The organism is Oerskovia flava (assembly GCF_026163685.1).
In the GTDB taxonomy this organism is placed as follows: Bacteria; Actinomycetota; Actinomycetes; order Actinomycetales; family Cellulomonadaceae; genus Oerskovia_A; species Oerskovia_A flava.
In genome coordinates, this window is the sequence record NZ_JAOXSR010000002.1 from 129707 (window position 1) to 147956 (window position 18250).

Annotated in this window: 9 protein-coding genes; 2 read left to right on the forward strand and 7 right to left on the reverse strand. The window is 72.7% G+C overall.

Annotation, left to right across the window (positions count from 1 at the left end):
• Positions 1 to 73: 73 nt before the first annotated feature.
• Positions 74 to 1381 carry an ABC transporter substrate-binding protein gene (locus OHL10_RS05270; RefSeq protein WP_265521131.1) on the reverse strand — a complete coding sequence of 436 codons (1308 nt, stop codon included), beginning with the start codon at positions 1379 to 1381 and terminating at the stop codon, positions 74 to 76.
• A gap of 77 nt (positions 1382 to 1458) precedes the next feature.
• Positions 1459 to 3408 (reverse strand): DUF2264 domain-containing protein, encoded by a 1950-nt coding sequence (locus OHL10_RS05275; protein WP_265521132.1) that lies wholly within the window; start codon positions 3406 to 3408, stop codon positions 1459 to 1461.
• Between the two features lie 261 nt (positions 3409 to 3669).
• On the opposite strand from OHL10_RS05275, the gene OHL10_RS05280 reads away from it, so the two are divergent.
• Together OHL10_RS05280 and OHL10_RS05285 are read left to right on the forward strand one after the other, a co-directional pair.
• Complete coding sequence (locus tag OHL10_RS05280) at positions 3670 to 5619, forward strand: heparinase II/III domain-containing protein (RefSeq protein WP_265521133.1); 1950 nt, start codon at positions 3670 to 3672, stop codon at positions 5617 to 5619.
• A 71-nt stretch (positions 5620 to 5690) separates the two neighbouring features.
• Positions 5691 to 6782 carry a substrate-binding domain-containing protein gene (locus tag OHL10_RS05285; RefSeq protein ID WP_265521134.1) on the forward strand — a complete coding sequence of 364 codons (1092 nt, stop codon included), beginning with the start codon at positions 5691 to 5693 and terminating at the stop codon, positions 6780 to 6782.
• A gap of 19 nt (positions 6783 to 6801) precedes the next feature.
• Here the strand turns inward: OHL10_RS05285 and OHL10_RS05290 are convergent, their stop codons facing one another.
• The 5 genes from OHL10_RS05290 to OHL10_RS05310 all read right to left on the reverse strand — a co-directional run bounded on the left by OHL10_RS05290 (position 6802) and on the right by OHL10_RS05310 (position 18208).
• On the reverse strand, positions 6802 to 8187 hold the full coding sequence (locus tag OHL10_RS05290; RefSeq protein WP_265521135.1) for an NAD(P)-binding protein: 1386 nt from the start codon (positions 8185 to 8187) through the stop codon (positions 6802 to 6804).
• 70 nt (positions 8188 to 8257) lie between these two features.
• Positions 8258 to 9445, reverse strand: a complete 1188-nt coding sequence (locus OHL10_RS05295; RefSeq protein WP_265521136.1) for a Cmx/CmrA family chloramphenicol efflux MFS transporter — start codon at positions 9443 to 9445, stop codon at positions 8258 to 8260.
• 320 nt (positions 9446 to 9765) lie between these two features.
• Positions 9766 to 13659: a hypothetical protein gene (locus OHL10_RS05300; protein ID WP_265521137.1), complete on the reverse strand. Its 3894-nt coding sequence runs from the start codon at positions 13657 to 13659 to the stop codon at positions 9766 to 9768.
• A 76-nt stretch (positions 13660 to 13735) separates the two neighbouring features.
• The gene (locus OHL10_RS05305) at positions 13736 to 16360 is read right to left on the reverse strand and encodes a discoidin domain-containing protein (RefSeq protein ID WP_265521138.1); all 2625 of its coding nucleotides are present in this window, start codon (positions 16358 to 16360) and stop codon (positions 13736 to 13738) included.
• A gap of 156 nt (positions 16361 to 16516) precedes the next feature.
• Positions 16517 to 18208 (reverse strand): AbfB domain-containing protein, encoded by a 1692-nt coding sequence (locus OHL10_RS05310; protein ID WP_265521139.1) that lies wholly within the window; start codon positions 18206 to 18208, stop codon positions 16517 to 16519.
• Positions 18209 to 18250 lie beyond the last annotated feature (42 nt).

The window sequence follows — 18250 nt, forward strand, 5'->3', positions numbered from 1 at the left end:
GGTGCGGGCGCCCGGGGTGCCGCGACCTGCGCGGCACCCCGGGGACGTGCGGTGGTGGGGTGACCCGGGTGGGTCAGCTGATCCCGGCCTCGTTGGCGGCGCGGGCCTCCGCCTCGCTGATGGCGTCGGCCACCGAGGTCGACTCCGACATCACGGCCGAGTGCAGGTCGCCGAGGATGTTCTGGACGATCGCGGTGCTCGCGCCGACCGGGTTCTCCGGGAGCGTCTCGTGCGTGGAGAACGCGAACCGGGTCAGGTCGTCCGTGGGCATGCCTTCGAGACCGAAGTAGGTGTCGACCACGTCGTCGCCCAGGAGGGCGGGGGTGATGCCGATCTCGGCGAGCGCGTTGGCGCCGCCCTCACCGGCGGCGAAGGCGAGGAAGTCCTGCGCGGCCTGGATCTTCTCCTCGTCGATCCCGGCGTTGATGCCGAGGCCGGTCGGGTCGCCGAACGTCACGGGGGTGGCGTCGGTGCCGGTCGTCGAGGAGTCGACCTGCGGGATGGGCGCGAGGCCCCAGGCGAACTCGTCGGCCTCACCGGACGCCTGCTGGGCGATCAGCGTCGCGACGTACCACGAGCCCATCGGCAACATGGCGGCCTTCTGCGTGCCGAACTCGGCCTGGTAGGTGAGCGAGTTCGTCGTGATGGTGCCGAAGTCGACCTGGGCGCCGGAGTCCTGCAGGTCCAGGACGCGGTCGTAGAACGGCTCGAGGTAGCCGTAGTCGGCCGTGTCGAGCGCGCCGCCGCTCTGCGCGAGCGCGAAGCCCTGGACGGTCGACTGCCAGCTGTGCTGGTAGGTCCCGCGGGCGTCACCCTCGAGCCCGTCGGTCAGGTCGTTCGCGGCCTGCTCGTAGTCGTCCCACGTCCACGAGCCGTCGGGCTGGTCGACGCCCGCCTCGTCGAACATGTCCTGGTTGTAGTACAGGACCCACGAGTCCTGGCGGTAGGGCACCGCGTAGCTGGCGCCGTCGGCCTCGTACGCGTCGAGCCCGCCGGTGCTCGGGTCGAGCGCGCCGGTGACCTCGGAGACGTCGAGGAGCTGGCCGCCCGACTGGTAGGTGAAGAAGTTCTTGAGGTTCTTCAGCACGTACACGTCCGGGGCGGTGCCGGCGGCGAGGTCCGCGGTCATCTGGGTGTCGTAGTCGTCACCGGCGGCGTACTCCTGGACCTCGACGGTCACGTCGGGGTTCTCCTCGTTGAACGCGTCCGCGAGCGTCTGGAACTCGGGCGTCGAGGACAGGCTCCAGCCCGCGAGGGTGAGGGTCACAGGTCCCTCGGCGGCGGGCGGGGTGTCGCTCCCGCCGTCGTCACCGCTGCAGGCGGTGAGGGTCAGGGCGAGGGCGGCGGTCATACCGATGAGTACCGGGGTCTTGCGCTTCATTCCTTGCTCTCCTTCGAGTGAGGCAGGTCCGGCGTCGGACCTGTTCGAGACATCGGGCCGGTGGGCGACCCGATACGTCAGTGCAGGACGGTCGACGTGCGTTCTCCGTCCGGCCAGACCACGTCGGCAGCTCGTCCTGCCGTCGCGAGTTCGAGGGTCGGCGCCCCGGAGGGCGCCCGAGGTGCGGGGTCGTCCCGCTCGAGGGTCACGCCTCGTTCGAGAGTGACCAGTGCGGCGACCCAGGTGCCGGGGGCGACGACGAAGTCGGCCCACGGGGTGCGGCCGTGCCGGCCGAGGGGCGAGGCGTCCTCGCGGTCCTCGTGGCCGGTCGTGGCCTCGCCGCGCAGCGGGACGACCTGCGAGTCGAGCCCGTCGCCCGCCACGACCGGCCAGCCGCCGACGCGCAGGCGAGCGGACGCCGCGCCGTCGGCGAGGCGATCGACCTGCACGAGCCGGACCTCCCACGGGCCGCGCACGAGGGAGACGACGGTGAGAGTGCCGGCGTCGGTCGCGGCGCCGGGAAGCCCGGAGCCGTGGTCCCGGCCGCCGAGCTCGGCGTCGAGCCAGTGGGCGCTGACCTCGCTGGCGCCGACGCCGACCGGCACCTGGCCGGGCCGGGCGTCGATGCGGACGCCGAGCTCGCGCCAGCCGGTGCGGTGCGTGGCCCGCCCGTCCGCGTCGACGAGCGTGACGCTCTGGTCGAGGGGCGAGGTGCGGCTGCGCTCGTCGGACCAGGGTGCGGTCGCGGTGGAGTAGGCGAGGCGCGCGTACAGCGGCGAGTCACCGACCTCGTCGCCCTCGCGGGCGTGGTCGGTGCCGTGGTTGTGCACCCGCACGACGCCGTCGGCCTGCGTGCCGCTGACGATCCACCCCGGTGCCTGCACCGTGCGCAGGACGTTGCCGCGCTCGATCGGCAGCGGCTCCTCCGTCGCGGTCCACACGGGGTGGTCGGCGGGCAGCGCGAGGCCGAGCATGCCCTTGCTCGCCCAGTAGGGTGAGCCGGGTCCGGTGTACGACTGGGAGATCGGCAGCCACTCGTGGTGCCAGCCCTGGGAGAGCAGGCCGCGCTCGTCGGGGGCGCCGTGCGTGACGAAGTGGTCGACGACGCCGGATGCGGCGCGGCGCAGCAGCCCGGGGGAGAGCGAGGGGACGTCGGCGATCGCCCCGACCCAGAACGGCGCGGCGGCGGCGAAGCGGTAGGTCAGCGAGCGACCCTGCAGCAGCGGGGAGCCGTCGGCGCCCACGAGGGCGACGGCGTCGGTGAGGAAGCGGTCGAGGCGTGCCACGTCGCGCTCGCGGCGGTCGGCGGCGAGGTCCTGCGCGCCGCGCATCCGCGCCCAGAGCGTGGGGTAGACGTGCAGCGCCCAGCCGTTGTAGTGGTCGAAGGACCGCTCCGGCCCGTCGGCGAGCCAGCCGTCGGCGCGTTCGAACGAGTCGTGGGTGGCGAGGTCCGCGGCCATCTCGTCGAGCGAGTGGGGTCCGCCGACCGAGCGCAGGAACGTCTGGACGACGAGCCGGAACCAGACCCAGTTGATGCGCGGGTAGGTGTCGTCGCCCACGGCCTCGGCGAGGTAGTCGACGAGCTGTTCCTGGACGAGGGGGGACAGGCCGTCCCAGATCCACGGGCGGGTGAGGTCGAGGACGAGCGCGAGCGACGCGGCCTCGACCTTGGCCTGGGCGTGCTCCGACAGCCGCAGCCACCGGTCCGCGGCGTGCGGGTCGGAGCCGGCGGCGAGGCCGTCGGCGTACCACTGCGCGTAGCCGTGCGGGTCGGCGCCGTGCTCGCCCGCGAGGCGGAACCCGGCGAGGAGGAAGGTGCGCGCGAAGCCCTCGAGGCCGTCGATCGACCGGCCGTAGCCGCCCTCGGGGCCGGGCAGCGTGATCCGTGCGTGGCCCGACGAGGCGAAGGGACGGACCGAGGCGAGCAGGTGGTCCGCGAACGCGGCCCACCGTGCACGGTCCCACCCGGTCAGGGGGCTCGTGGTGGTGGGCTCGGTCGTGCGTGACCCGGTGCCCTCGAGCGTCATTGCGTCCTCCGTCGACGTCTGCGTCGTCCTGCCGTACTGGTCGTCGTGCTCGTCCTGAGCGATGCGTCCGTGTGAGCGTTCACCGAACACATCCGGAGTCAATCGCTCAGAAACAGGTACTGTCAAGCACGTAGCCATTCTGTTATGATCGTTTCCGTTCGCTTAGCAACCATCCGTGGTCGTTATCGGACACGCACGTCCACCCAGGGGATCGCGATGTCGCGATCGTCCCGCCGGAGCCCAGATCCTCGACGGAGAGCGATGTCCAGCCAGTTCACCGGCCCACTCGCGGCGGCGTTCGCGCCGCGCCTGACCCCCTCGCGCCCGGACGCGCTCGCGCGCCTTCTCCTCGACCCGGACCGGGCCCTTCCCGTGCCGTCCTCGAGCGCGCGCACGGTGTGGGACCTCGACCGGGGCACGGCCGACGCCACGACGCTGCGGGCCGTGCTCACCCGCGCCGAGAAGGACCTCGATCGGCCGTGGCCGCTCCCGCTCGCGAGCACGGCCGCGCGGCTGCACCGCGACGGCGACCGCGCGACGCACGAGGCGCTCGTCTTCGAGCGCCAGGAGCGGCTCTCCCGGGCCGTCGTCGCGGCCGCCGCCACGCACACGGACCGCTGGACCGATGAGGTCGCCGACGGGCTCTGGCAGCTGTGCGAGCAGAGCTCCTGGTGCTGGCCGGCCCACGACGACACCCGCGCCGTCCAGGGCTGGGTGCTGCCCGCCGTCGACCGCCCGTTCCTGGACCTCGGCGCGGGGGAGGTGGCCGGCCAGCTCGCCTGGGCCGACCAGGTGCTCGGCGACGTGCTCGACGCGCGGTACCCGGGCGTGCGCGCGCGGGTGCGCCACGAGGTTCGCACCCGTGTGCTCATCCCCTTCCTCGACCGGCGCGACTGGCACTGGCTCGGGCTCGACGGCGACGCGCACAACTGGAACCCGTGGATCCACGGCAACGTGCTCGTCGCCGCGCTGCGCCTGCTCGACGACCCGGACGACGCCGCGCTGCGCGCCCACGTCGTGGACCTCGTGGTGGAGGGGATCGACCGCTACGTCGCCGTCCTGCCCGTCGACGGGGCCATCGACGAGGGCTACTCGTACTGGTGGAACGGCGCGTGCCGTGCGGTCGAGGCGCTCGACCTGCTCGCGCACGCCACGGGCGGTTCGCTCGATGCTCTCGCGCCCGGCGGAGCCGCCGGTCTGCGCGCCACGCTCGCCTTCCCGCACCGCATGCACCTCGGCGGCGACTGGTACCTCAACGTCGCCGACGGCCCTGCCCGGCCGCCCGCCGAGCAGCCGTGGCACGCGCTGCACCGCGCCGCCCGCCGGGCGGGGGACGACGAAGCGCGCGACCACGCGGCGTCGTACCGCGTACCCGGAGCGCCGGTCGCCGACGAGCGCTCCGGCCTCGGTCGTCTGCTGCGCGCCGTCACCGACCCCGCGTGGTGCGCCGCACCGCGGGCCACCGCGCCGCTGCCGCGCGACGTGTGGCTCGGCTCGACCCAGGTGCTCCTCGCCCGCGAGCACCCCGGCACGCCCCGCGGGCTGGCGCTCGCGGCGAAGGGCGGCCACAACGGCGAGAACCACAACCACAACGACGTCGGCTCGTTCGTCGTGGCCTCGGACGGCGTGCCCGTGCTCGTCGACGCCGGGCGCCCCACGTACACCGCGCAGACGTTCGGCCCCGACCGGTACACGCTGTGGATGATGCAGAGCTCGTGGCACAACGTGCCCGAGGTGGCCGGCACCGCGCAGGGGACCGGGGCGCAGCACGCGGCCCGCGACGTCGCCGCCCGGACCGACCCGGACGTCGCCGGGCTCGCGCTGGACCTGGCCGGGGCGTACCCGGTACCGGGGCTCACGTCCTGGCGGCGCGAGGTGCGCCTCGAGCGCGAGCCGGCCCGCGTCGTCGTGCACGACGCCTGGGACCTGGCGGGCGCGACGACGGACGAGCGGTCGGCCCCGACGTCGGTCCGGTTGCTCGTCGCGGGCGAGGTCCGTCCGGGCACGGGCGGGGCGCTCGTGCTCCCGCTCGACGGTGCGACGCCCGTGCGCCTGACCTGGCCCGTGGACGTCGCCGTGCAGGTGCACGTGCAGGAGCTGGACGACCCGATGCTCTCGGACGTCTGGGGGCAGCGGCTCACGCGGCTCGACCTGGACGCGAGCGGTCGGGACGAGCTGACCGTGGTCGTCGAGCAGGACGGCACCGGATGAACCACCACGACATCGCTCACGACCACGACACTGCCGAAGACGACAGCACGGCCGAAGACAGGGGAGACCACGTGACCACCGAACAGGCTCAGCGCGCGCCGCTCGCCGCGGAGCGCCGGGCGCACGTGCTCGCCGCGCTCGAGCGGGAGGGTGTCGTGCGCGTCGCCGACCTCACCGACGAGCTCGGCGTGACCGCCGTGACGATCCGCCGCGACATCGCGACCCTCGAACGGGAAGGGCTGCTGGCGCGGGTGCACGGCGGCGCCGTCGCGGCGTCGGGCGACCACCGTGCGGGTGACCCGGCGATCACGGCGACGATCGGTGTGCTCGTGCCGTCGCTCGACTACTACTGGCCGGGCGTCGTGCGCGGGATGGAGATCGAGGCGCGCAAGCACGGTCTGAAGATCGTGCTGCGCGGCTCGTCCTACGAGGCCGCGGACGAGCGGCCCACCCTGCAGCGCCTCGTGGAGTCCGAGAACCTGCGCGGCCTGGTCCTGGCGCCGCGCACCGACGGCCCGCACGCGCAGGAGATGGTGCAGTGGCTGGCGCGCTCGGGGGTGCCGCACGTGCTCGTCGAGCGCGAGGCCGCGCTCGCGCCGCACCGCGAGGCGCTCGAGTCCGTGGTCTCCGACCACGCGCTCGGGGCGCTCATGGCGGTGCACCACCTGGCCGACCTCGGGCACCGGCGCGTCGCGCTCGTGCTGTCGCGGCTCTCGCCGACGTCGCGCAAGATCGCGGCGGGCTGGCGGGCGGCGTGCGCCGACCTGGGGCTGTCGACCGACGAGCACTTCGAGCGCCTCGCCCCGGACCGGCACGAGCCGGGCTTCCCGCGGGTCGTCGAGGAGGTCGTCGAGACCGCGCTGTCGTCGGGCACGACGGCGCTGCTCGCCCACTCCGACCCGGAAGCGTTCGCGATCGTCCAGCACGCGCAGGACCGCGGGCTGTCGGTCCCGGGAGACCTGTCGGTCGTCGCGTACGACGACGAGGTGGCGGGCCTGTTCAGCCCGGCGCTGACGGCGGTGCGCCCGCCGCGCTCGGCCGTCGGGCACGCGGCGGTCGACCTGCTCGTCAAGCGGCTGGAGGACCCGTCGCGCGCGGTGCACCGCGTTGCGATCAGCCCGCGTCTGGTCGTGCGCGAGTCGACGGGGCCCGTGCGCGCCTGACGGTTGGCGCCCGGAGGCGTCAGCCGTGCGCTGCCGCCAGCCGCGCCATGCCCCGCACCCCGGCCGCCTGCACTGCCTTGAACCGCCCGACGGCGTCCCGCACCTCGTCGCGCTCGCGATCGGCAGCGGTCAGCCGGGTCGGGTTGAGGGGCGTCGAGTGCGCCCACGCGGCCACGTCCGGTGCCGCCATGAAGGCCGCCGTCGAGACCGCCCCGGCGGCCTGCGCCCCGACCCACTCGGCGGGCGTCGAGAAGTACGGCGTCGCCGGGCACAGCGCGTTGAGCTCGGCCTCGCCCGACGACGGTCGCGTCGCCTCCACGTAGCCGACCAGGGCCGCCGCGAAGCACGGGAACCCGGCGCGCACGGGTTGCAGCACCATCCGTCCGGGTGACCAGACCGGCACGACCGGCCGCTGCCGCAGGCCCTCGGCCGCGCAGTGCACGACGACGGCGTCGCGCGGCACGTGCACCTGCCCGCGTTCGAGCGTCACCACGCCTGGCGAGACCCGCCGCACGTGCCCGAGCCGCACCACGTCCTCGATCGTCCGCAGCAGCTCGAGCTCCCACCGCGCCAGCGTCGGCACGCGCGCCATGGTCGGGACCACCGCGGGTTCGATCCGCAGCATGACGCCGTCGTCCTCGAGCCGCAGGAAGAACTCGTCCACCGACGCCGCCGACGCCCCGGCCACCATGAGCGACGTCACCATGGTGAGGAACACGGCCGGGTCGGGCTGCACCACGGCCCGGTCCAGCATCCACGGCTCGCGCGGACGCACCCAGCACACGGCGTCCGGCGGCACCCCGTTCCCGAGCAGCCACACGATCGCGTCGGTCGCGGTCTTGCCCGACCCGACCACCACGAACGACCCCGCCGACCCCGCGACCGCCGGCAGCTCGCCCACCGGCACGCACGTGGCGCCGTCGGACACCTCGAACGGCGGCGGGTCCAGCGCGGGGATGCGCGGGGACAGGTAGCGGGCGTCCACGACGCGCCGTCGGACCCGCACCTCGTGCTCGACGCCGGAGTCGAGCGCCGTCACACGGCCGCCGTCCGACACCTCGTGGCCGCCGAGGAACACGAAGCGACCGCTCGGCTCGAACCGCTCGTGCAGCACGCCGTCGTAGTAGGCGCAGACCTCGGCACCGGTGGCACGCTCGTGCAGTCCGGCCTCCGGGCCGAACGTCTGGACCGCCCCGCCGAACGGCGTGGACGCCACGCCGTAGAACGGCGACGCCTGGTGCAGCCGCACGAACGGGTACGCGTCGCGCCAGTGGCCGCCGACGGCGTCACGCCGGTCGACGAGCGTCACGTGCGCGTCGCCGTGGTCCAGCACCGCGTCGGTGAACGCCATACCGGCAGCACCCGCGCCGATGACGAGGTAGTCGGTCTCCAGGGCTCCGCCCATGGGACCAGTGTGCCTCAGCGCCCGTGTCCGCCGACAGGGTGCGCGTGCGCGCGCCACGCACCGCCACGGCCTACGAGCTCTCCACTGCAGCCGCGGCGGCCTGCGGTGCGATCGTCTTCAGCAGGGGCAACGCCACCAGCAGCGCAAGTGCTGTCGACGCGACGGCGACCCACACCGGCGCCAGGACGCCGTACCCGGCGGTGAGGGCTGCCGCTGCGATCGCAGGGCCCGCGGCCGCGCCGAGGTTCAGTGCGGCGGTCGCGTACGAACCGCCCATCGTCGGTGCGCCGGTGGCTGCGTAGAGCACCCGCGAGATCAACGTGCTCCCCACCGCGAACGCCAGAATGCCCTGGATCAGCAGGAGACCGAGCAGCAGCACGGGATGACTCGCGAGCAGCGCCGTCGCGATCCACCCCAGCAGGAGGAGGGGCCCTCCTCCGGCGATGACGAGGCCGGGACGCCCGTCGGAGAGACGTCCCGCGAGCGTGACGCCGAGGAAGGAGCCGAGACCGAAGAGCACGAGTGCCACGGAGACCCACGTCTCGGCGAGGTCAGCCGTGTCGGTGACGATCGGTGCCAAGAAGGTGAAGACGGCGAACGTGCCGCCGTTGACCAACGCTCCGAGGAGCATCGCCAGAAGCACCCTGGGCGCCCGAAGCTGCACGAGCTCGGACCGCAGCGTGGGGCCGCCGACAGCCCGCGCGGCCTCGACGGACCTGCGGGGAATGCTCCTCGCGATGCTCAGCGTGGCGGGGACGCACAGCAGGACGATCGCCCAGAAGGTCGCCCGCCAACCGAGCGCGGAGCCGAGCAGCGACCCGGCCGGGACGCCCGCGACCACCGCGATCGTCGTGCCCGACAGAAGGACCGACAGTGCCCGGCCCTTCTGATGCGGTGCGACGAGTCTGGTCGCGGCGCTCAGCGCGACTGCCAGGAACCCGGCGTTGGCCAGCGCAGCGATCACACGCGTGAGGAAGAGGAGGGAGAAGTGGGCCGTCGTTGCGGCGACGACGTGGCACAGCGCGAACACGAGGACGCACGCGAGCAACGTGGCACGTTCCGGCCAGCGGCGGGCGAGCGCCGCCATGGCGGGTGCGCCGACGACCATTCCGATTGCGAAGGCCGACGTCAACAGGCCGGCGGTGCCGACCGAGACGTCGAGGTCCGCAGCGATGTCCGGCACGAGGCCGGCGAGCATGAATTCCGAGGTGCCCATGACGAAGACGGCCAGGGCAAGCAGGTAGAGAACAGAAGGCATCGAGGACTCCGAGGTGAGAGAACGAGGAGAGGACTTCTCGTCACCGCGGTCAGCACGCCCGAGATCGCCTCGGCGTCGCCCGTGCGCAGGCGCGACAGGGAGGGGGCTAGATGCTCAGTGGCTCGGGGCTGACGGCGTGACCGGCAGCCCTCGTGTGGACGCCTCGGGGCTCGACATGGCACAGACGTTACTCATGACCTGCGCCTCCCCGCGAACCGGCGGGTGCGGACCCCGTGCACCCGTGCACATCGCCCACGACGACGGGCCCGTCCCTCGCACCAGGTGCGAGGGACGGGCCCGTCGGTCTGCTCGGTCGAGCGTCAGCAGGTGGGCGCGGGGTGCTCCACCTCCTCGACGCCCTCGCGCTCGCCGCCGGTCGTGCTGGCGGTGACGGTCACGGTGCCGGCCTCCGGCGTCTGGCGGACGACGAACGACTGGTAGGCGTTCTTGCCCGGCGCGACCTCCGCGAAGGCCTTCGTGCCGTACGCCGTGTCGATCTCGACGTCCAGCGGGACCTCGTCGTCGTTGGTCACGCGCACCGTGAGGTACGGCTTGCCGGCGACGCAGCGCTCGGCGACGACCGTGGTCGTCTCGACGCCCTGCGCCACGCTCTCCTCGCCGGCGACGGCGACCCAGCTGATGACGGGCGCCTCGGTGCCGCCGTCGTTCGCCACGGTGTACGTGACGACCGTCTCGTGGTCCAGCGTGAAGTCGCCGGAGAGCACCTCGGAGCGTCCGCTGCTGCCGTTCGGGAAGGCCACGGCGCCCACGGGCACGGACTGCGCCTGCCCGGCGGCGTCGGTCCAGTTCACGGTCGTGCGCATGTTGCGCGCCCGGCCGCTGCCGACGTTCCACCACTCGGTGTGCCCGGAGGACACGGTGTACTCACCGGCGGGGAGCGTGAACCGGTACGAGAGCGGGGTCGTGGCCCCGGCCGTGTACCACCCGGTCTCGCGCATCTTGTCGTACGGGGTCTGGTTCAGCAGGCCCTTCGCGGTGTACGTCGCGGCCCGGCCCCAGCCTCGCTCCGCCGTGAACGCGGCGTCCGCCACGTCGTTGCGCAGCTCGCCGCCCTGGTCGGCGACGTACGCCAGCACCGCGGGGTGCGTGACGGCGGCGCTCGTGGCGGGCGCGTTCGCGTCGACGAGGTACTGCAGCCCGTCCGGGACGACCTCGACGTGCGCGAGCACGCTCAGCAGCGGGTTGTTGACGAACGTGCCGTCGACCGTGACGAGGTCGTAGGCCTCGTCGAACGCACCGACCGAGACGGACCAGTCGACCTCGGCCTCGATCGTGGTGCCGGCCTGCGACGTCGCGGTGACGGTCTCAGGGAGCTCCGGTGCCTCACCGACGCCGGTCACGAGCCGGCCGAGCTGGCCGTCGACCGCGATCGGCTTCTCCTCGGGGTCGACCTCGAGCGCCGGGGCGCCGCCGACGAGCACGTCGATGCCGTCGAGCGTGAACGACCCGCTGCGGACGGTGACGGTCAGGGTGTGCGGCACGTCGCCGTCGAGACCGCGCAACCAGTACGACGTCTGACGGTCGGCGGCCGAGCCCACGTTCACGGTCCGCACGGGCTCGTCGTCGACGGCGACGTCGAGCGTCGCCGCCCCCGTCGCGCCGAACAGGTTGAACCCGGTGCCCTCGAAGTCGAGCGTGAAGGACCGGCCCGTCGACAGCACGTGCTGCGTGCGGTTGCCGTGGCCGTAGCCCGCCTGGTTGAACGCGAAGCCGCCGGGGTAGGTGATCCGGGAGTCGGCGTCGTCGATCTTGATCGACTCCCAGGCGTAGCCCTCGATCGGGGCGATCTCCAGGTCGTCGAACTGCGTGTTGTAGTACCCGCTCACCAGGGAGATGCGGCCCGCCATGACGGGGTTGGCGCTGGTGTCGGTGTACCGGGCGATCTGGTCGCCGTCCAGGCGGACCGTGATGACGTTCTCGCGGGCCTCGACCTCGAGGTTGTGCCACGCGTCGGCGTCGAACCCGCTGATCGTGCCCGAGGCCACGGCGTTGTTGAGCTTGCGCAGCTGCCACGACCCGTCGGCGTGCACGCGCGCCGCGTAGGCGGAGAGGTCGGCGCCCTGCGCGACGACCTGGCGGACGCCGACACCGACGAAGTTCGGCAGCGACGCGTTGCGGACCTGGGTGTCGAGACGGAAGTCGGTCGACGCCGTGTAGTTCGCCCACGTGTGGTCACCGAGGACCGTGGCGGGGTCCGCGGTCGCGAGGATGTTCTGCGCGCCGTTGCCCCACACGTTCCACGTGTAGCCACGGTTGTCGGCGTGGATCCGCTGCTCGAGCACGTTGCCGCGCTCGGCGTCGTCGGTGCGCACGACCTCGAACGCGCCGTTCTGGTCGGCGGTGTACCGGGGCGAGCCCCCACGACGCTCGACGTAGTCCATCTCGACGCCGTTGACGTCGGTCGTCGGGTAGTCGGCGTACTCGAAGTCGTCGGTGTACGGCAGCTCGAGGGGGGTGTCCTCGACGTCGGGTGCGTACTCGCCGGGTGTGTACTCGGTCGTCGAGCCGTGCACGCCCTGCGGCAGGGTGGACAGGGTCTGGATCGAGTACGGCGCGACCTCGACCTGGTAGACGGCGTGCTCGACGCCGTCGATGGTCTCGGTGCGCACCGGCGCGACGTAGCCGGTGTTCTGGAAGTAGTTCTCGTCGTAGGACTGGCCGGCGTCCGGTCCGCGGGTCTCCCACACGCTCAGGGGGCGGGCCTCACCGAGGTTGGCGACCTTCACCTCGAAGTGGCGCACCGTGGAGGTGTTGTTCGCGTGCACCTGGGTGACGTCGGGCTCGCCGCCGTCGGCCGCCGGGGTGCGCAGCGTGAGGTAGGTGCGGGTCGAGGTGTCGACGTTCGTGCCGCCGTCGCCCTTGGTGCCGTTGCCGTAGGACGCGCCCTCGACGTACTCCCAGCCCTTGTCGATGAACTGCATGAAGTGGCGCACCGTGGTGATGCCGACGCCACCCTCGTAGTACCCCGACCAGGGGTCCGACGCGCGGATGAGGTGCTTGGGGGAGTACTGCGACCCCTCGTACATCGCGCTGACCGCGGGCTGGAACAGGAACGACGTCATGTGGCCCGGGTGGTCGCCCGCGCCGCTCCAGCGGTAGGCGTTGATGAACCGGTCCGCGATGTCGACCGCACCGACGGTGCCGCCGATGCCGCCGCGGGCAGGCTCGGCGTTGATGCGGTACTGCGGGTCGATCATCGGGGCGACGGCCTCGGAGTACAGCACCTCCATGCCGAACTCCTTGTTGAGCCGCGTGAGGCTCGGGCTGCCCGCGATGTCGTAGTGGTAGCCGATCGCGTCGACCTGCTCGAGCGCGCGCGGGTTCGCGAGGATCGCGGCCGCGACGGGCTCGACGTTGCGGTAGCTGTCGAGCGCGACGATCTTGATGTCGCTGTAGTCGTAGCGGGCGTCCGCCTCGTCGGCGTCCTCCTCGAGCCGCTCGGCGAAGTCGACCGTCCAGTTGAGCTGCGGCGCGATGTCGGCGGCCCGGAAGCTCCCACCGACCTCGTTCTGCGACGGGCTCATGTAGTCGAACTCGATGCCGTACGTGTCGTACGCGGCGTCGATCGTCTCCTTGTACCACTGGTAGCGCAGGTCGAAGTCGTTGCCCGTCCAGGACGGCTCGCCCCAGCGCAGCGCCTCGGTCTCGATGTCCGGGTTGATCGACAGCGCGTCGGCGATGAAGTGGAAGCCCGCGCCGCGCAGGACGTTCGCCGGCTCGTCCTCGCTGCGCTTGGTCGCCGGCTCCGTGCCCGACGACGTGTTCGTGTCCGAGCCGAGCTCGACCTTGATGTGCCGCAGCCCGGCACCGGTCTCGGTGTCGAACAGCATGCGCATGATCTTCCAGTACGCCTCCGGGTTCTCCTCCTTGTAGTCCAGCAGGAGGTTGCCCGTGTTGTTGCACGACACGGAGCCGAACCCGCCGAACACGTTGAAGGCCGCGCCGTCGTCGTCCCGCTCGACGTCCTCACCGTCGACGAGGATCTGCGCCCAGTTGATGGAGGGGTCGTCGAAGCGGAGCTCGGGCAGGTCGTCCGGCAGCGTCGAGGTGGCGACGGGCGCCGCCGGGACCGTGCCGGGGACCGCGGAGGTGGCGGGTGCGGCGGCCAGCCCGGTCACGGTGAGGGCGAGCGCGGCCGTCACGGCGGTGGCGGTGCGCACGCGCCCTGCGAGGGGTATCGCGAGGAGTCTCATGGTCAGCCTTCCTGTCGCCACGGGGTGCGACATGGTGCGGGGTGGTACGGGGGGACAGTGCGTGGGGTGCTTGCGCTCAGCAGGTCCTGGCGGGCGCCGTCAGGTCCTCGCTCACCGTGACCGCCTGCCCGTCGACGACGGCGGACGCCGTCACCTCCACGGGCGCGGCGTCGGTGCTCGCCGAGCGGGTCGTGAACGACTGGTACGCGCTCGCGCCGGGCGCGACGCCCGTCACGGTGCGCGTGCCGTACGGGGTGGCGAGCGTGAGGTCGGCGGGCACGACGTCGTCGTTGGTCGCCTTCACCGAGATCGCGACCCGGCCCGCGAGGCAGCGCGCGTCGGCCTGCGCCGAGACCGCGAGCTCCGGCGCCGCGACGGGCACGGTGCCCGCCACCGCCAGACCCGAGATCTTCAGGTACGACCCGGGGGTGTCGAAGGTCAGGCGCACACCCGTCGTGTCGACGGGGTCGAAGCGCACCGTGGTGAGCGTGCCGTTGGCCGACGGCGCGACGGCGCTCGCGGTGGTGGGTCGCCACTGGCCGTCAGCCGGGTCGCGGTACTCGACACCGATACCGGTGATGACGCCCTCGGTGTTGGTCAGTCGGACGGCGTTGACGGTCCAGGTCGAGGCGGCCGAGACCGTGAACGTCACCTGGTCGCGCTTGCGGTCGCCCCCCGCCCAGGTGGACCACGCGGTGGCGGGGTTGCCGTCGCACGCCCGCGCGGCGGGCATCGTGTCGTACTCGGTCTGGTGGAAGGAGGCGCTGACGGTCGTGCCCGGCTCGCGGCAGACGTCGACCGGTCCGGTCACCTCGACCGTTGCGGTGACGTAGCGCCCGGCGAGCGGTCCGTCGCCCGCGACGTGGCCGACGAGCGTGTGGGTGCCGGCGGCCGCGAACGCGGTGCCGAGGCTCGCGGCGGACCAGTCGGCCGTGAGGTCGTCGTACCGCTCGCCGGCGACCGTGACGTCGAAGGTCGGGTCGAACGTGTCGCGGTCGTCGACGTGCGCGCTGAACGCGAGCGGGGCGACGGGCTCCATCGGGTGGAACAACGCCGTGTTCTCGGGGTCCCACGCACCGACGTTCTCGACCGTGACGTGACCGGCCTGCGTGTCGACCTGGATCGGCGCCCACACGTAGCGCGAGCCCTCGCCCGCGGAGCCGGTGGCGGGGTCGACGATCCAGCGGTCGCCCATGTACGCGAACCGGCCCGCCTCCTGGTCGAGCGTGATGACGTACGTCGGCTGCGAGTCGAAGCACCGGGTGGGGTCGGCCGTGCCGACGCCCGCACGGGCCGCCACGCCGACGCAGGGGTTGCGCGGGTCGAGCCGCTCCCACTGACCGGTCGACGGGTGGCCGTTGTTGTTGCCGACGACGGCCTCGGTCGGGGTGATCATCGAGCGCGACCGGTACGCCACCACGGGGGTGGACGCCCAGCCGTCGGTGCCGGAGGTGATCATGTAGTACCAGCCGTCGTACCGGAACACGCTGGAGGCCTCGCGGGAGAAGTCCGGCAGGACGCGGTTCGAGAAGTCCTCGCCGAGCGTCGCGGCGTCGGCCTCGGCGAGCGGGCCGGTGTACTCGGCGTTGAGCCTCGAGACGTACATCCACTTGTTCATCTCGGAGGAGTAGACGGCGTACGCGTCGTCGGCCTCGTCGTCGACCGTGTGCTGGCCGGCGTCCTGGAAGACCGTCATGTCGCGCGAGTCGCCCTCGCGCCCGGCGGTAGGCACGCCCGGGGCCCAGTTCATCTTCGTCGTGTTGACGAGCTTGAACGGCCCCCACGGGGTGTCGGACGTCGCGAAGCCGATCTCGGCGCGCGAGTAGCGCGAGCCGATGTTGCGGTCGGCCGGGTTCCCGCCCTCGCCGACCCAGCGCACGAGGTTGGTGTCCGTGGGCAGCGGGCCGTCGGCGTGGTAGATGATGACGAACTTGCCGGTCGCGGCGTTCCAGAGCATCTTCGGACGCTCCATGATGTTGATGTTGCCGTTGAGGCGGTAGGACGCGTTGGCGAGCGCGGCGTCGTCGTAGGTCGCGGCGACGCCGGCGTCCTCGTCGGCCCACGTCTCGACGTACGGGGCGACGAACTCCTTGGCGGCGTCGATCTGCGCCTGGGTCGAGCTCGCGTCCGGGGCGGTCTTGTTCGCGACGGCCGTCAGGGCGTCGACCTTGGCCGGGTCGACCTGGACCGACCCGCCGCCCGGGGCGACGCTCAGGGTGAGGTGCTGGTGGCTGGGCAGGACGAGCCCCATGTCGTTCCAGGTCGTGAGGTCGGTCGACCAGTAACCCCGCACGCCGTCGACGGGCCGGGTCGCGTGGGTCTTGTCCTCGCCGTACCAGAGGTAGACCTCCTGGTCGGTGGTGCCGTCCCCGGTGATGTCGAGGCCGACCTCGGCCTCGTCGACCGTGACGACCGAGCCGCCGTGAGCCTTGATGGCGTTCCCGTCGGTGTCCTCCCAGACCGAGCCGTCGGGCGCGGGGACGAGGTCCGGCGCGGCCGCTGTCGCCACCGCGGCGGGTGCGCCCGGGGCGGTGACGGCAGCGGTGGTGGGTACGGCCGGGGAGGCGACCGCGGCGAGCGACCCGCCGAGCGCGAGCGCCGTCGTCGCGGCCAGGGTCGCCGTGAGGCGTCGCCGGAGGCCGGCTGGGTGGTGAGGGGGTCGGTGCGAGAAGGCGCGGGGTCCGGCGGCAGCGTCGGGCACGGAGATCTCCTTCGATCATGCGCCGCAGCCGCCACGATCCTCGGTGATCGTTTGTGTTTGTTCGCGTGCTGCAACGTTCGTTCGTGTCCGAAAGTAGGCGTCGGGGGGAGGCCCGTCAACCGGTCCTGGCAACGTGAAAGCAAACGAACACGTGCGTCAGAGCGACTCGCGGAACGTCGCGCTCGCCCTCTCGGCCGCACTCGTCACCACGTCGATGCGGGCCGTACCGCTCAGGTCGCGCAGGTACCGGTCCGGGATGTTGTGCGACCGGAACGACACCAGCGAGGGGTCGGCGAGACCCGCCACGGGCTCGAACGTCGCGTCCGCCGCGAGCTGGGCCGTGCCGTCGTCGGCCACGAGCCGCAGCGCGTACGCGTCGTGCCGCAGGTAGTGGCCCGGGAAGTTCACCGACTCGAACGACACCCGCCCGCCCGCGCTCGACGCGAGCCCCGGCACCATCCGGAACCGGGCGTCGTCGGCCGGCGAGACGGACGCCTCGACCCGCCCGACGTACCCCCGGTGCCGCAGGAACGCCCCCGGGCGGCCGAGCGCCTCGAACCGGCTGGGGCTGGTGCGCGCGGACTGCAGCAGCGTGCCGAACCCGAGCTGGTCGTACCCGCCCGACGTCGACCCGTAGTCACCACCACCACCCTCGGCCCGCACCGTCGCGGCCATCTGCTCGACCCACGGCGCGTGGAGGCCGCGGCGGCCCGCGTAGTGACCGAGCACGAGCTCCCACACCGGTCGCACGTGGCCGCGCGCGATGTCGCTGACCGCGGTCTGGGTGTTCCAACCGACGTGCGGAGCGGTCGTTGCCGGGCCCGACTGCCACGTGTACGGGGTGAACGGCACGTCGTGACCGAGGTTGTACTTCGCGACGTACTCGGCGCCCTTGAGGAAGCGGTTGTCGTCGTACCCGTAGCAGTCGACCCCGAGGTTCCACGCCATCTCGCAGAACGCACCCATCAGCCCGATGCCCATGACCGAGTGCCCCTGGTCGCGGCCCGACTCCTGCCACTGGCCGAGCCCGTCGTCGTGCAGGTGGGGAACCGCGTGCAGGATCGACCCGTTGCCCGCGCCGGTCTCGAAGTACTCCAGCGCGCGGTCCACGAGGTCTGGGCGGTCCGCGAACGCCCCGATGGCGAGGACGGCGCACATGTTCGCCAGATCCCAGTTCGCCCAGTAGTTCGTGATGACGGCGCCGTTGTGGTGCGTGAGGAAGTGCTCGGCCATCGGGTGGTACACGTCCAGCAGGAGAGTCCGGAACGCCTCGACGTCGAAGTCGGGGTGGTCACGCACCAGCTCGGCCGCGTTCGCCCACTGGTACCCGTAGATCCCCGACGCCAGGAACCGGTCGGCGTTCCCCGCGAGGCCGGTCTGCGTCGACGACCACGCGTTGAGGATGCGCACGGCCGCGTCGCCGTGCGCGTCGCCGCCCCCGAGGCGCCAGCGGACCGCGTTCTGGTAGGCGGCGTGGATGTCCGGGTACATCTGCGCGTAGTTCTGCCCGGTACCGCCGCGCACGACCGTCGTCAGCGGTCGAGGCTGCCAGCCGCTGCTCGAGCGTCCGTTCTGGGTGAGACGGGCCCACCCGTCGCTCCACGGCGCGAGCCCGGCCGCCACCCGCGGGCGCAGGTACGACAGGTCGCCCGTGGTGTGCAGCAGGCCGGGGTGGGCGCCGAGCGACGAGGCCGGCGTCGTCGCCGCCACGAGGGGCCCGTGCCGCAACGTCCGGCCGACGGCGCTCGCGGGCGTCAGGGGGAACGCTGCGGCGAGCGTGCCGGCGGCCGCCACGGTGAGGAACGAGCGTCGGGTGAGGTGCCGGGGGTGCGATGTGCGCGAAGACATCGAGAGTCCTTCCACGGTCGTTGCAGTGCAGGCAGCACTGCG